The organism is Priestia sp. YIM B13489, assembly GCF_042787645.1.
GTDB lineage: Bacteria > Bacillota > Bacilli > Bacillales > Bacillaceae_H > Priestia > Priestia megaterium.
Genome location: NZ_JBHZOQ010000053.1, coordinates 114,887 through 128,008 on the forward strand (window position 1 = coordinate 114,887; position 13,122 = coordinate 128,008).

Below are 13,122 nucleotides of genomic sequence, written 5' to 3' on the forward strand. Positions count from 1 at the left end.
CTTGCTTCATGTTTTGATTAAGTTATACCCCACACATTGAAGAGCTTGTTGAATATTTTTCACGACTTTTAACTGTAAGTTTTTCAAATCATGATTTTTAATTTGCTCTTTCGCAAATGTGGGCGTTACACCTGTTATAACTGCTTGAGCACCCATGAGCTGAAGTGCTGTAATCATTTTTAAGAAGAAATTCGGAAACTCTTTTTCTCTCAGAAGCAGCTTCGATAAATCAATGATAAAGTAATCTATTTCATTATGAGCTGCATCGTGAAGCACATCTGTCATAATCTGATCCGCACGCTCTTTATCAATAATACCTTGAAGAGAAAGAATCGAAACACCTTCTGTAATCGGAATGATTGGGACACTTAAAAACCCCATCTGATATCGTGTTTCATCCAGATCGATCATATGAGATAAGATACCTGCCATTGATTGTAAAAAAGCAATATCTTCTCCTGAAAATTCTTTTTCTTGCTTGTCCATTACACAGAGTGTTCCAAATACATTTCCTTTTAAATCTTTTAATGTAACACCTAAAAAACCTTTTACCTGCAATTGATCCGTTACTTCTAGCTGTCTGGTAACGGCATCCTTCATCAGATTTGCCGTATGCATAACGTCTCCGTCATTCATAATGATTAAGCGGCAGTATGTACCTCCGTATTCAACGCTGTATCCTTCAGGAATAATTTCTTCCTTCTCGTTATATGAGCTGAGGACCGTCATCGCTGTTTCTCCTTTTCTAGTTACGTACGTTGTGCGGACATTCAGCTGTTTGGTAATAACCTCAAATAATTTTTGCGAAACAGACCGCAGTGAATAAAAATGAGGAACTTTATTTTCTCCATCAACGTTCATCTAGTTACCTCCATCGCAACCATCATTCTCTCTGCCATAAGTGCATTCTTTCATAAAGATACACACAGTTTGTTTCTAACTTTTTTGTAGTAGGAGAGAGTACGGCTATATTGCCTCTTTTCTATCTTATACATGCTAGATTTGACATATGACATGATTTCACATAAGAAAAACTTCTTCCGTTCATGAAAGAAGAAGTTTTAAATTATATAAAAATCTTACACGTCCCCATCTCCCCTCTATTCCCCGTATTAGGATATATCAAACTAAACTGCTTAGTTCAATTATGGATAAAAAACAAACGTTTACAGGAAAACATAGTACACAGGGTATTAGAGCTCCTGCTGCACCTTTTTGTTCCATTCCCTTCGCAGCACTCCCATTTTGATGCTATCAACATATTCACCGTTTACGATACGTGCTTCTCTGACTCTTGCTTCTTCTTTCATACCTATTTTTGCCGCTGTTTTGATCATTCTGATATTGCCTGACCATGTGGACATACCGAGTCTATGTAAATGTGTAGATTCAAATAAAAAATCAACCCACATGCGGTAAGCTTCCGCTCCGTATCCTCCGCTCCAATAGTCTGGGTCGTAAATGACAATTCCGGTTTCCAGCCAGTTTGTATGCTTGTCCACCCAATAGCAGCTCACGGTCCCCACCGTTTTTTCATTAATAATAATCGCAAGTATTCGAGGAACTGACGGAAAAAGCTCATATTCTTTTTTCCATGAGTTTATATACTTTTCTTTCGTGAGTCTTCGTTCTGGTATGTACGGAGCATTCCACTTTTTTGCTTCTTGTTTTTTTTCTTCGTACTTCCAGTAATAAAGTTCATTAACGTCTTCCTGTGTCGCTTCTCTTAACGACACTTTTTCTCCTATTAGTTTTATCATGAGAAGCATCACTCCTTGACTTATAAAATAGCTTATTACGTTCTGTAGAAATAAAACGAATATTAATACACGTGTGTACAAGCACACCTTTGCATAACGAATAAAATATAGTAGTTATGATGAAAGGAGTGAATCCTATAAAAAAATATTATTGCTACTACAATTCAGCAGATGACAAATATTATGTAGCAAGCGATTATTCTTTTAAAAAGCGTCCGCGCAAGAAAAAAACATGCTGTGTAACCATTAATTATTATACAAATATTGCATATGAAGGCGGACAAATTGCTATAAACGGCGGGCAAAATGCATCTCAAGGTGGACAGATTGCCAAAAACGGCGGGCAAAATGCTAATCAAGAAGGACAAATCGCAGGAAAGTACGGGCGAAATAAGCTAACTGAATTTAATTTCACTAATGGTAATGAAGAGTAATCCCCCCTGTTTTGCCTGTAAAACACCGAGAAGAATGTATATACTCCCGGTGTTTTTTGTTTTTCTTCTATTTATTACTTACGGTTTCCATAACTGCAAAATAGTTATCTTCACTGTCTGAAAAGTTAAAGACTTTTCCTGAAGGCATGGATACAATTTCTCCCACTGTTACGCCTTTAGCTGTTAAATCTCCGTATAGTTCATCCACATTCTCTGTAAAAAACAGCAGCGAAGGAGTCCCGACATTTAACTCTGGCTGCATTTTTGCTATTAGCTGTTTGTTATGAAGGATAATAGTTGTTTCAGCACCCGCTACCGGCGCTAGCTCAATCCACTTCATGCCTTGTTCATTATTTTGTTCAGACATAACTTGAAATCCCATTTTTTCTGTCCAAAACTTTACCGCTTGATCTTGATCGTTTACATACACCATAATTTGACCGACTTTTTTAATCATTGCTTTCACTCCTTTTTCTCATCGTTTCATCACCTTTTTACTATTTCTTCATTGCCTTTTCATTTCCTGTTTCTTATTTTCTTCCTTCCTAAATAGCGTTGTTTTATTTTGGCTATACGCTTTTTAAAGAAGTGGAATATGAATAACTAACCCATCTACTAATAAAGAAGCAAATGTATGGAAGCTCCAAATTGAGACGACAAATATATGCACAATGAAGAACGCAAAAAAAGTGCTGCTCTTGTCAAGAGCAGCACTTTTTTAAACTTGCACGCTGTTTGATTCTACTAATTTTCCATCTTCCATCCACACAACGCGATCACATAAATCCAGCATTCTTTGGTCATGCGTAACCATTACAGCTGATTTGCCCCTTAGCTTTACTTCATCTGCGAGCATTTGCACGACTGCTCTTCCTCGCTCTGAATCCAAGCTTGCCGTCGGTTCATCTGCAAAGATAATTTCAGGGTTATTCATCCACGCTCTTGCAATCGCTGCCCGCTGGCGTTCTCCGCCCGATAGACTTTCAGGATAGTGATGCTTTCGATGAGCAAGCCCTAGTTTTTCAAGCAAATCATCCGCTCTTTTTTTCGCTTCTTTATTTCGACTTCCTTCTAGTTCCGTGACAAGAAGAAGCTGATCGCGAACCGTTAAATACGGAATTAAATTAGCTGCTTGAAAGATAAAGCCAATTTTCTTCAGGCGAATGCTGTTCATTTGTGATGGAGACATTTTATTAATCTCGTCTCCGTCAATAATCACACGTCCGCTAGACGGCGAAAGCAGCGCGCCTGCAATGGATAAAAAGGTACTTTTCCCGGAACCAGAAGGACCGACAATCGCCACAAGCTCTCCTGCTTTTACACGCAGCGATAGGTCATTTAACACGACTACAGCGTTTTCTCCGTCTCCAAATGACTTGCTAACACTCTCTAAAACTAATTTTTCTTCACTCATTAAACAGCCCTCCCAATCGCTTCAACTGCATCTACTTTTGCTACGCGATACAACGACAATAATGAACTCAGTACAGAAACAGCTACAAACAGCGCCGAACAGCCGGCGATTAGCGATAAATCCAAGTGAAATGGCATCGAATCAGGCAAAATGGCAGCTACTCCGTACGTCAGTCCAATACTAATAGCGAGACTGCATAAAGTTAACACAACCACTTGAGATAAAATCGTTCGCGCTAAATAACTTGTTTTTGCTCCTATCGCTTTTAACACCCCAAACTGATTCATTTTTTGAAGCGTCATCACGTAGAAAAAAACGGCTAATACAAAAGCGCCAATGATAAACAGAAACGCGACCATCATTAAAAGCGAGCCTTGTTCTTCTTGATAGCCAGGAATTCCTTTTAACGCTTCATCTTTACTAATCACATCAATGTCCGACTTCTTTTTTTGAAGAGCATGTGCTTTTTTATCGTTCATGTTTAACACCACTGCATTAAAGGCACCTGTGCTTTCAATTGTCTTCCACTCTGTAAAATTAATATGAATAACAGGCGCATGACTAAACGACTGATTTTTTGTAAAACCAACAATTCTAAAGCTTTTTCCTGAAGCCGTATCTTTTATCATATCACCTAGCTTTACTCCTTCTTCTTTTAGCGAAGAGTCCGCCACGGCTTCATGTTTCGCATCGTCCGTAATCATCTTCCCTTCTGTTACGTTCGGAGCTAAAAAGCCGCTTGTGCTTATGGCAAAAAACGAGGCGTCTATTTTTTTGGCTTTTCCTTCATTTATAATTGCTGTCATCATCACACCAAGCGGCTCAGCATTTTTCTTGCCGCTTAGCTGTTGAATATCTTCTGTTTTGTTTATGGATAAAACAGAGCGCGTCAGGCGTTGATCCGCTTCTTTTTGAAGCACAACGTAATTTCCTTTCATTTCTTGAACAGCTGAAGCATTGTCAGAGGAAAGCCCCTTTGCTAAGCCTGATACAAAAAGCACAAGCCATACAATTAACACCATAATCACGCCAATGAGTAAGTAGCGCAGCTTCGCATGTTTCAATTCACGTAAAGCCAAAAACATGTTTCTTTCATCTCCTTTTTTAATTCTATTTAAAGTATAAAAATAGAAAATGAATGGAAGATGAACGGCTCATTACATTTTCGGAAGATAAACGTGAAAGGTGCTGCCTTTTCCTTTTTCGCTTTCAACGTGAATGGAACCTCCGTGCATTTCGACAATTTGTTTTACAATCGCTAAGCCAAGACCGCTGCTTCCTTCCGTCCGGCTTCTTGCTTTATCTTCTTTATAAAAACGATTAAAAATATGCGGGAGGCTTTCTTTTGACATACCGATTCCCGTATCTTGAAATTCCACGTGGCAATGCGTGTCTTCCATGCCAACGCGAAGAGAGAGCGTTCCTCCTTCTTCCGTAAACTTTACGCTGTTTGTAATCAAATTTGTCCACACTTGATGAAGCAGTTTTTGATCGCCTGAAATCATCGTTGAAGGAAGATCCATTTCAATAGCCAGCTCTTTTTCACGCCAGCTCCACTCCGTCATAAACAGCACTTGCTTGATTTGAGCTGCAACATCAAACGTACTTTTTTCGATATGCTCACTTTCTTTATCAAGTGAAGCAAGCGTAAGCAGCTGTTTGCTGAGTGACGACATGCGCCGGCTTTCTTCTTCAATAATAGACAGGTACTCATTTCTCTGTTCATCTGAAAGATTAGCAGAACGGAGCGTTTTCGAAAATCCTTGAATGGACGCCAGCGGAGACTGAATTTCATGTGACACGTTGGATACAAATTCTTGGCGCATCTCTTCAAGCTGCTCTAAACTTTTAGCCATCTCGGAAAAATGTGAAGCAAGCGCGCCGATTTCATCTCGGCGCTTTACGTACAGCTCGACGTTGTATTTTCCTTTTGCCACTTGTTTTGTCGCTTCCGTTAGCTTGACAATTGGTTTTACTAAATAACGCGTACTAATAAGTACAAATAAAATACTTAATACAATCATCAGCAGTAAAATGACCGAGAAAAAAATGCGCATTTCCCCGAACTGCAGCTGAATATCAGGGCGAATAAACAGCGCTTGCTGCTTGTTACTTTCTCCTTTTAACGGCACGCCGATGCTATTGGCTAACACATTATCAAAAAATCCCGTCACAAACACCTGTGAAGGAAAGTTTGCAATTCCGTGATACATTTTTCCGTCCAGTACTTGTTTGACAGCACTCTTTTCTAAGCGCTGATTTCTAAATTCCCGTCCGTAAAACGTCTCATGTCCGCTCCTGTCCACCACATATATTTGATAGCCCAATTTACTAATATGCTGTAAATAAGCTTGTTGATCCACGCCCCTATTGCTTTCGTAAAAGCTCCCAATGTCTTTTGCCATACGCGTAAGCTTTTGATCGTTATAAGGTTTTAAGCTGTACTGATAATAAACGTTTGCTAAAATAAACGCTAGGAGACTGCTAAATACCATTACAGCAATGGTCGTCAGAACAATCCGCAAATAGAGCGTCTTCATTTTGCCCTCACCTCAAGCTTATAGCCGACGCCTCGAACCGTCGTAATGACAAAATCATCGGTATGTTCAAACCTTTCGCGCAGCCTTTTCACGTGTACATCGATTGTGCGGTTATCTCCGTTAAAATCCGCTCCCCATATCAGGTGAATTAATTCTTCTCTTGTGAAAATTCTTCCTGGATAGCTCGCGAGCTGAGCTAATAATTCAAATTCTTTCATTGGAAGAATTAATAGTCGTCCGCTGCAGTGCACTTCATAGCTTTTTCGGTCGATAGAGGTGTTGTTTAGCACGATCATCTTTTCATTTACCACTTCGTATCGGCGAAGCAGTGCTTTGATTCGGAAAATCAATTCTTTTGGTTCAAACGGCTTTGTCACATAGTCATCTGTTCCTGCTAAAAAGCCTTTTTCTTTGTCTTCGAGCTGATCTTTTGCTGTTAATAAAATAATGGGAAAATCATAATAGCTGCGTATTTCTTCGCAAACTTCATATCCGTCTTTATGAGGCATCATAATATCGACAACCGCTAAATGAATGTGCTGCTTAGCAAGCAGACCCGAAGCTTCCTCTCCGTCTTTTGCTTCATGCACCATATAGCCTTCAAGCTGCAAATAGTGACGAACTAATTGCCGCATATGCTCATCGTCATCCGCCAGTAAAATGTGAATCATTTTTTCTGCCACTCCTTTTATCAACCATTTAAAATGGCGGCCTTTTGGCCGCCATCACTTATTCTTTCAGTATCTATCTGTTTACTAGTGTAACCAAACGCCGTGGTCCTATTGCGTTTTTATTAGGATAAGAACTTATTGTGAACAGCAGATGAACGGCTTGTTACAAAATCCATTCGCCTCTCGCAATCATCTCTACTTTTCCGCCTACTTGAATGTAAAAAGCTTCTCCATCATAACTAGCTTTTACATACAGCCGTGAAGGTCTTCCTATTTCGTATCCTTGTTCTACACGTATGTCAATAGCTTGCTGATTAAAATAACGGTATTTAACTAAATATGCTGCTAAACAGCCGTTGGCGCTGCCGGTTGCTGCATCTTCTGGAACGCCGTAGTAGTCGGCAAAGTCTCGTACGTTTAGCTGATGATCTTGGTGATAGGTTTCCGGCGAAAAGACCATAATCGCTTTCGCTTCTGTATTTTCTATCAGTTTGAAATATTTTTCTTTGTCTACATGTATCTCTTTAGCTGCTTCTAATGATGTTAACGGGACAAGGATGACCGGCAGACCGGTGGATACTTCTTGAACGGGAAAACGCATATCGATATAAGCTTCATCAAGGTTTAACACATCCGCAACTTGCTTTTTATCTAACACTTTCCCAAACGTCGGCTGACCTTGTGTCATCCACAGCACATCTTTTTGTTCATCATATGTAACGAGCGTAGGACCTGCTTTATAATGAAGAATAAGTTCCTCTGTATCTTTTTCTTCTAGTTCTTCTCGGATAACATGAGCGGTTCCGAGCGTCGGATGTCCTGCAAACGGTACTTCTTCATTAGGCGTAAAAATCCGCACGTTATATTCTCCTTTTGCAGAAGAAGACGTGATAAACGTCGTTTCAGAAAAATTAATTTCTTTAGCCATTTGCTGCATCTCTTTATCTGAAAGTCTTCCTGCGTCTTTAAAAACAGCGAGCTGATTTCCCGTATATTTTCTCTGTGCAAATACATCAACAATGGAATACTGAATGCTTTTCATTTATGTGTTCCTTTCTAAAGCAAATTTTCATGTATAAAATAGGTCATTACGTTTTTCTTTAAAGCCTCATATTGCTCCTTATTGGTATCCATAAACGCTTCTTCCCGACTGGATAAAATGTCTGCATATTGGAGAGACTCAGGAAATTGTTCTTGTGTAAAGTCATAGCGCTGTTCATCAAGCTGATTATAAAAATGCCATCCTTCTTTACACGGAGTTTTTAAAATATATCCTCCTTTAATATCTTGAACGACAAGAGCTGTCACGCCGCACTGTCCCTTAGAAGGATTGTCAGCCGTCCACTTTGTGCTTGAATGAATTGACCACGATTGGTACAGGGCTTTCTTTAAATGATTCATGTTCAAGGAGCTCCTTTTTCTTCAAATCTACCATATTCTTCTTTTTTATGAAAGTTCCCGTTAAAAAACCAACAGCGCAAATATTCTTACTTTAAAAATAATTTAAGGAAGAATAGAAAAATACTAGAAATAATGTATAATAATAGAGTCATTTTAGATGATAGATTATAACCAATGAAAGGTGTTTTAAATGGAAGAACAAGCAGTAGATGAACTCATGTCTTTTGAAGAAGAGCATAAAGTAGTTCGAACAAATACGTCCTATTATGATTTGAAGTGGGGAAAAACAGCTAATCCAGCTAAAAACAACACGTGGAACTGGGCAGCCTTTTTTCTGACAAGCGCTTGGTTTGCATACCGAAAAATGTATAAGCACTTTTTTATTTTAACGCTTATTGAGGTAATTTGGTTTTCCCTTTTGTGCTTTGTAGACATACCAGAGTGGTCCGATGCAATTGTGTTCGGCGGTGCTTCACTTATTACAGGGCTATGTGCCAACCGCTGGTATTATAAGCACGTTAAAAACGTGTTAGCTCGAGCCGGAGCTCAGCCGGAGCAGCGGAAAGAAGCTTATCTGCAAATAAAAGGCGGCACTCACATCGGAATTGCTATTGGTTTAAGCATCTTAGCGCTTGTGATTACTTTTGGAGTCGGAGCGGGATTATCATTTTTACCAACAAAAACGAATATTAAAGATGTAGTTCGCTACGGCGACGAAGCAATTACGCTTGAAACGTACAACGATCATCCAAAATGGACCTACATCAAGCAAGAAGGCCGTCATCACGTTGTACAATTTACCGGCTACGATTATACAGAAAAAGAGCATGTGCGCATTGTGTTTAACGTTTATTTGGATAAACAAATTTACGAGTGGGACAAAATTTACATCAACGGCAAAAAGTTAAATAAAAAAGATGCGGAAGACTATGAATACTGGATTGAAGACAGTTCAGCATATTAAAAAGGTCAGCAAAAAAGAAAGGATGAGTGCTTGCTCTCCTTTCTTTTTTGTTTTATCTTAAAGCGTCAAAGGCAGCTTAACCGTCACCACTGTCCCGTTCTCATCACTTTCAATCGCAAGCTTACCGTTATGCTCGTTGATGATCGTTTTACAAATAGAAAGCCCTAACCCCATGCCTGTTCCATCTTTTGTTGAGAAAAATGGATTTCCTACTTTATTAATAATGGATAGCGGAATCCCAGAACCGGTATCTTGAATGTCAATAAGAGCCCAATCTTCCCATTCTTTGATAATAAGATTTACTTCCCCGCGTTTCTTTTTCTCCATTGCTTCAATGGCGTTTTTCAAAAGGTTCATAAACACTTGTCTCATTTGAGCAGGATCGATTGATACAAGGGGAATGGCTCCTTCTATTCTTACGTTCATTTCGACATTATATAGCGCAGCTTCACTTTTCAAGAAAGCAACGGTATCATGAATAACTTCTACAATCGATACGATTTCTTTTTTAGGCGCTGTTGGCTGCGTGACAAGCAAGAAGTTGTTAATAAGTTCATTCATGCGGTCCAGTTCATCAAGAACAATTTTTTGAAAAGGCTCTGCCTGTTCATTTTCATTAAATAAAAATTGAATAAAGCCACGCACCGACTGCATCGGGTTTCGAATCTCATGCGCTAATCCTGCTGCTAGCTGCCCTACGAGCGCCAGTTTATCAAGCTGCAGAATTTTCTCTTCAATTTTCGGCAAAACAGCCGCTTGATTTTTATAAATAATATGAGACAAAATACCAGCCAGCCGGTTTAACCCTTGAATTTCACTTTCGCTAAACTGATAAGGATCCGGATCGACCGCACATAAGGTACCAAACATTCTCCCGTCTTCTAGCACAATCGGTGTTCCTAAATAAGAACCTACCCGGGCACCATCAATGATGGCTAAATTAGACGTTCTAACATCGCGTTTTGTATTGGGAATAACAAGGGGTTCATCACACGTAACTAAGTTGCATACCGCAAGCTCTAACGGCAGCGTTAGTCCATCCTCTACAAGGCTTCCCCCTTCTTTATTAAAGGCTTTCATAACTGAAAATTGTTCGTCGAAAATCCCTACAAACAGCGTCCTGCTTCCGACTACTTCGCTAGCCATCTGCAATACATCCCAAACGGCTTTTTCATTGATGTTCCTCTCTTCCATTACCTTAGTCACCTACTATTTAAATATAGACTGTTCTATTCTCTTATTCTCATTATAAATTTTAAATGTAAAAACGTATATCAAAATTTTAAGAACTCGTTTATTTCTTCTATTTCATCATTAGGGTTAAGAATAGCCAAGACTTGATGGTCTTCCCATATGCCATTAATATTTACATTTTTTCTAGCAATTCCTTCCCTATGAAAACCTGCTTTTTCTAATACGCGCTGAGAAGGCAAATTACGTGGCATAACGCCGGCTTCAATGCGGTGAAGATGCAGCTCTTCAAACGCATAGTCAACAAGTGCTTTTACGGCTTCTGTTGCGTACCCTTTTCCATTATGATGCTGATCTAGGAAATAGCCGATAAACGCGCTTTGTAAAGATCCGCGCAGCACTTGAAAAAGACTAATGGTGCCAATCAGCTTATTATTCTCTTTTTGAAAAAGACCAAAATAGTATTCTTCATCGTTTTTTCTATTCTCTTCGTGACGCTGAATTTTTTCTGCTTGGCTCTCTAACGTATAAAAAGAATGCTCTCGAATCATAGAAAACTGTTCAAAAAAGCCGCGATTGTCTTTTTGCAATCGAAGGCTGTCGTGCGCATCGCTGACAGTTAACGGGCGTAAATAAATAGTATGACTTTCGATCATGTTATGTCTCTCCCTCTTTTACTTCTCACAGAAAGTTATGTAAAAAGAATGCTTCATTAACATTTCCATTTTCTCACATAGTAAGCGTTTCTTACTGTAATGTAAAGAACAAAAAGCACGATTCTAACATCTTTTCTTTATCTCTTTCTGCCGCTATTTTTTATTTCTTCCCTATGTAAAAATCAAAAACCACCTGGAAACTCACCAGGTGGTTTTTTATATTAAGTGGGGTGCACGCTCTGATTAACTGTGGATGGATATAAAGCCTTACGTTCCAAAACAGATTTCTTTATAGAAAAGAATGATGTGAAAAATATTTCTTCTGAGATTTTTCTTTTATTTACGTTTAACAGCAGCCGCCGAAGCCATAGCCGTAACCGCCAAAGCCACCATAAGGATAACCACCGTAACCGTAGCCGCCAAAGCCATATGGTGATAACAGTGAACCTGCTACTAGCCCTCCTGCTAACCCTCCTAAAAATGGACCTCCAAAGCCAAAGCCGAATGGTCTGCCAAAGCCATAGCCAAACGGGCGTCCGAAACCAAACGGTCTGCCAAAGCCAAACGGTCTGCCAATAAACCTTTCATCTGCTTGTTGAAGTTGATGATGATCTTGAGAATACATAGTAGGTAAAAAATGCATTTCTGAATTCATAAGAGAAACCTCCGTTTTTTTGTTTTTGCTTTCACCCATGAATATGCATTTACCTATCCGCTGTCTTGGGCAAATATCTTGGTTATGCTGAAAATAAGGGAAAAGAATTACGAAAAAAAGAAAATTACTAGGTTTATATGAAAATGAGCTTGATTTCTCTTTAGTACCTAATACATACAAAAAGAAGCGGACCCTGACTTAGAATGGTATAGGGAAAGTACTAACATGTTTATTTCATAGTAAAAAATAAGAAGCCGAAGAAAAAATTCTTCGGCTTCTCCTTCATTATGTACGCAGGCTAAGGAGGAAGTGGTATTAGCCTGCTTTGTTATAACATGGGGGCTCATATATGAGATCTTGGGATGATTCATCCTATGTAGAAAGTGAAAAAAAGTACCGTGTCCATCTTATTTTCTTATCTTTTTTTATTTTCATTGAAATCGTTGGATATTTTTGGAGCATTTTTGCATTTCAGGCATATGTTAAAAATGTACTCAGAACTTGGAGGTGAAATCTATGGGCTTCTATGGTGGCTGTGGTTATGGCGGTTACGGTTACGGCGGTGGCGGCTGCGGATTTGGCAGTGGCTTTGCTTTAATCATCGTATTATTCATTTTATTAATCATCATCGGCTGTGCTTGCTGGGGAGGATTTGGCGGTTGCTAATCATTAGAAATAGTGATGAACAGCTTCATTTCCGCTAATTTTTTTACCAAAAGCTAGCTTTCCACTTTATTATGAAAAAGCAGTGTCCACATAATGGGCACTGTTTTTAAATGTGCTTATCAACCAGGTCATAATAAGGCTAACTATTATAAAAAAAATAGATCTTTTTAATCTGCCGTTTCTTGTCTGCTTCTTCCCATCACCTTATTTTTCTTGTTCATACTTCCTTTTCTTCTACATATTAATAGATAAAAAGATTAATTAAAAAGAGAGTCACTCTGCAACTCTCTTCCTGCTCTATGTAGGTGCTAAACATTAAACAAACGTTTTTTTCAAGACAACGCGCTGATCATTGACACTATAGCCGTTTCTTTCATAAAAAGCCTGTGCAGCTCCTCCAGTCGCCGTCAAGAGATACAAGCTGTTAATCTCGTGTTTTTGAAGTTCGTTCTCAAACCGGCTTAAGATAGCTGAACCGTACCCTTTTCCCTGCGCGCTTGCGCTGACGCAAAGCTCGGCCACGTAAAAGGTCATACTACTGTATGATTTTTTCGCGTGACCTGCAATCATTCCAATCAACTCTCCTTGGTCATAAAATAAATAGCCCATAAATTTAGGTGTGTTCAGTAAATCAGTCAGCCTTTCTCTAGCAGATTTCTCTGTCCACGGCTCATTCCAAGGTGTTTTTGTAAATACATTCATATACAAGTTAATGCACTGCTGCATATTCTCTGCAGTGAGAGGTACTACTTTTTCGATCATTTTTACGC

Annotated in this window: 16 protein-coding genes; 3 read left to right on the plus strand and 13 right to left on the minus strand. The window is 39.1% G+C overall.

The window, feature by feature from the left end; all coding sequences use genetic code 11:
* Positions 1–6: 6 nt before the first annotated feature.
* Positions 7–861, minus strand: a complete 855-nt coding sequence (locus ACFX4W_RS06475; protein WP_043981368.1) for a GAF domain-containing protein — start codon at positions 859–861, stop codon at positions 7–9.
* A gap of 332 nt (positions 862–1,193) precedes the next feature.
* A complete protein-coding gene (locus ACFX4W_RS06480; RefSeq protein WP_043981367.1) occupies positions 1,194–1,760 on the minus strand; it encodes a GNAT family N-acetyltransferase in 567 nt (188 codons plus the stop codon).
* A gap of 128 nt (positions 1,761–1,888) precedes the next feature.
* Here ACFX4W_RS06480 and ACFX4W_RS06485 point away from each other — a divergent pair, with 128 nt between their 5' ends.
* Complete coding sequence (locus ACFX4W_RS06485) at positions 1,889–2,194, plus strand: hypothetical protein (protein ID WP_241771377.1); 306 nt, start codon at positions 1,889–1,891, stop codon at positions 2,192–2,194.
* 67 nt (positions 2,195–2,261) lie between these two features.
* On the opposite strand, the gene ACFX4W_RS06490 is transcribed toward ACFX4W_RS06485, so the two are convergent.
* From ACFX4W_RS06490 to ACFX4W_RS06520, 7 genes are all read right to left on the minus strand, one after another.
* Positions 2,262–2,651, minus strand: a complete 390-nt coding sequence (locus ACFX4W_RS06490; protein ID WP_043981366.1) for a VOC family protein — start codon at positions 2,649–2,651, stop codon at positions 2,262–2,264.
* A gap of 261 nt (positions 2,652–2,912) precedes the next feature.
* A complete protein-coding gene (locus ACFX4W_RS06495) occupies positions 2,913–3,608 on the minus strand; it encodes an ABC transporter ATP-binding protein (RefSeq protein ID WP_043981365.1) in 696 nt (231 codons plus the stop codon).
* A complete protein-coding gene (locus ACFX4W_RS06500) occupies positions 3,608–4,693 on the minus strand; it encodes an ABC transporter permease (protein WP_043981364.1) in 1,086 nt (361 codons plus the stop codon). Before ACFX4W_RS06500 ends, ACFX4W_RS06495 begins: the two co-directional genes overlap by 1 nt.
* 72 nt (positions 4,694–4,765) lie before the next feature.
* The gene (locus tag ACFX4W_RS06505) at positions 4,766–6,148 is read right to left on the minus strand and encodes a sensor histidine kinase (protein ID WP_043981363.1); all 1,383 of its coding nucleotides are present in this window, start codon (positions 6,146–6,148) and stop codon (positions 4,766–4,768) included.
* Complete coding sequence (locus tag ACFX4W_RS06510; protein WP_043981362.1) at positions 6,145–6,819, minus strand: response regulator transcription factor; 675 nt, start codon at positions 6,817–6,819, stop codon at positions 6,145–6,147. Before ACFX4W_RS06510 ends, ACFX4W_RS06505 begins: the two co-directional genes overlap by 4 nt.
* 163 nt (positions 6,820–6,982) lie before the next feature.
* Positions 6,983–7,861: a PhzF family phenazine biosynthesis protein gene (locus ACFX4W_RS06515; protein WP_043981361.1), complete on the minus strand. Its 879-nt coding sequence runs from the start codon at positions 7,859–7,861 to the stop codon at positions 6,983–6,985.
* A 14-nt stretch (positions 7,862–7,875) separates the two neighbouring features.
* The gene (locus ACFX4W_RS06520; protein ID WP_043981360.1) at positions 7,876–8,220 is read right to left on the minus strand and encodes a YunG family protein; all 345 of its coding nucleotides are present in this window, start codon (positions 8,218–8,220) and stop codon (positions 7,876–7,878) included.
* Positions 8,221–8,410: 190 nt separating this feature from the next.
* On the opposite strand from ACFX4W_RS06520, the gene ACFX4W_RS06525 reads away from it, so the two are divergent.
* Positions 8,411–9,184: a DUF2628 domain-containing protein gene (locus tag ACFX4W_RS06525; protein ID WP_043981359.1), complete on the plus strand. Its 774-nt coding sequence runs from the start codon at positions 8,411–8,413 to the stop codon at positions 9,182–9,184.
* Between the two features lie 57 nt (positions 9,185–9,241).
* Here the strand turns inward: ACFX4W_RS06525 and ACFX4W_RS06530 are convergent, their stop codons facing one another.
* From ACFX4W_RS06530 to ACFX4W_RS06540, 3 genes are all read right to left on the minus strand, one after another.
* Positions 9,242–10,378 (minus strand): GAF domain-containing sensor histidine kinase, encoded by a 1,137-nt coding sequence (locus ACFX4W_RS06530; protein WP_043981358.1) that lies wholly within the window; start codon positions 10,376–10,378, stop codon positions 9,242–9,244.
* Between the two features lie 80 nt (positions 10,379–10,458).
* Positions 10,459–11,031: a GNAT family N-acetyltransferase gene (locus ACFX4W_RS06535; protein WP_377559327.1), complete on the minus strand. Its 573-nt coding sequence runs from the start codon at positions 11,029–11,031 to the stop codon at positions 10,459–10,461.
* A gap of 346 nt (positions 11,032–11,377) precedes the next feature.
* A complete protein-coding gene (locus tag ACFX4W_RS06540) occupies positions 11,378–11,686 on the minus strand; it encodes a hypothetical protein (RefSeq protein WP_198530647.1) in 309 nt (102 codons plus the stop codon).
* 516 nt (positions 11,687–12,202) lie between these two features.
* Between ACFX4W_RS06540 and yjcZ the strand changes: the two genes are divergently transcribed.
* A complete protein-coding gene (gene yjcZ / locus ACFX4W_RS06545) occupies positions 12,203–12,352 on the plus strand; it encodes a sporulation protein YjcZ (RefSeq protein ID WP_014459214.1) in 150 nt (49 codons plus the stop codon).
* Between the two features lie 315 nt (positions 12,353–12,667).
* Here the strand turns inward: yjcZ and ACFX4W_RS06550 are convergent, their stop codons facing one another.
* On the minus strand, positions 12,668–13,114 hold the full coding sequence (locus ACFX4W_RS06550) for a GNAT family N-acetyltransferase (protein WP_043981356.1): 447 nt from the start codon (positions 13,112–13,114) through the stop codon (positions 12,668–12,670).
* Between the last annotated feature and the right edge of the window lie 8 nt (positions 13,115–13,122).

Coding starts and splice junctions, on each gene's coding strand:
- ACFX4W_RS06540 (WP_198530647.1), bottom strand. CDS start 11,686: ATGAATTCAGAAATGCATTTTTTACCTACTATGTATTCTCAAGATCAT.
- ACFX4W_RS06525 (WP_043981359.1), top strand. CDS start 8,411: ATGGAAGAACAAGCAGTAGATGAACTCATGTCTTTTGAAGAAGAGCAT.
- ACFX4W_RS06520 (WP_043981360.1), bottom strand. CDS start 8,220: ATGAATCATTTAAAGAAAGCCCTGTACCAATCGTGGTCAATTCATTCA.
- yjcZ (WP_014459214.1), top strand. CDS start 12,203: ATGGGCTTCTATGGTGGCTGTGGTTATGGCGGTTACGGTTACGGCGGT.
- ACFX4W_RS06495 (WP_043981365.1), bottom strand. CDS start 3,608: ATGAGTGAAGAAAAATTAGTTTTAGAGAGTGTTAGCAAGTCATTTGGA.
- ACFX4W_RS06535 (WP_377559327.1), bottom strand. CDS start 11,031: ATGATCGAAAGTCATACTATTTATTTACGCCCGTTAACTGTCAGCGAT.
- ACFX4W_RS06490 (WP_043981366.1), bottom strand. CDS start 2,651: ATGATTAAAAAAGTCGGTCAAATTATGGTGTATGTAAACGATCAAGAT.
- ACFX4W_RS06500 (WP_043981364.1), bottom strand. CDS start 4,693: ATGTTTTTGGCTTTACGTGAATTGAAACATGCGAAGCTGCGCTACTTA.
- ACFX4W_RS06550 (WP_043981356.1), bottom strand. CDS start 13,114: ATGATCGAAAAAGTAGTACCTCTCACTGCAGAGAATATGCAGCAGTGC.
- ACFX4W_RS06515 (WP_043981361.1), bottom strand. CDS start 7,861: ATGAAAAGCATTCAGTATTCCATTGTTGATGTATTTGCACAGAGAAAA.
- ACFX4W_RS06480 (WP_043981367.1), bottom strand. CDS start 1,760: ATGATAAAACTAATAGGAGAAAAAGTGTCGTTAAGAGAAGCGACACAG.
- ACFX4W_RS06505 (WP_043981363.1), bottom strand. CDS start 6,148: ATGAAGACGCTCTATTTGCGGATTGTTCTGACGACCATTGCTGTAATG.
- ACFX4W_RS06475 (WP_043981368.1), bottom strand. CDS start 861: ATGAACGTTGATGGAGAAAATAAAGTTCCTCATTTTTATTCACTGCGG.
- ACFX4W_RS06530 (WP_043981358.1), bottom strand. CDS start 10,378: ATGGAAGAGAGGAACATCAATGAAAAAGCCGTTTGGGATGTATTGCAG.
- ACFX4W_RS06510 (WP_043981362.1), bottom strand. CDS start 6,819: ATGATTCACATTTTACTGGCGGATGACGATGAGCATATGCGGCAATTA.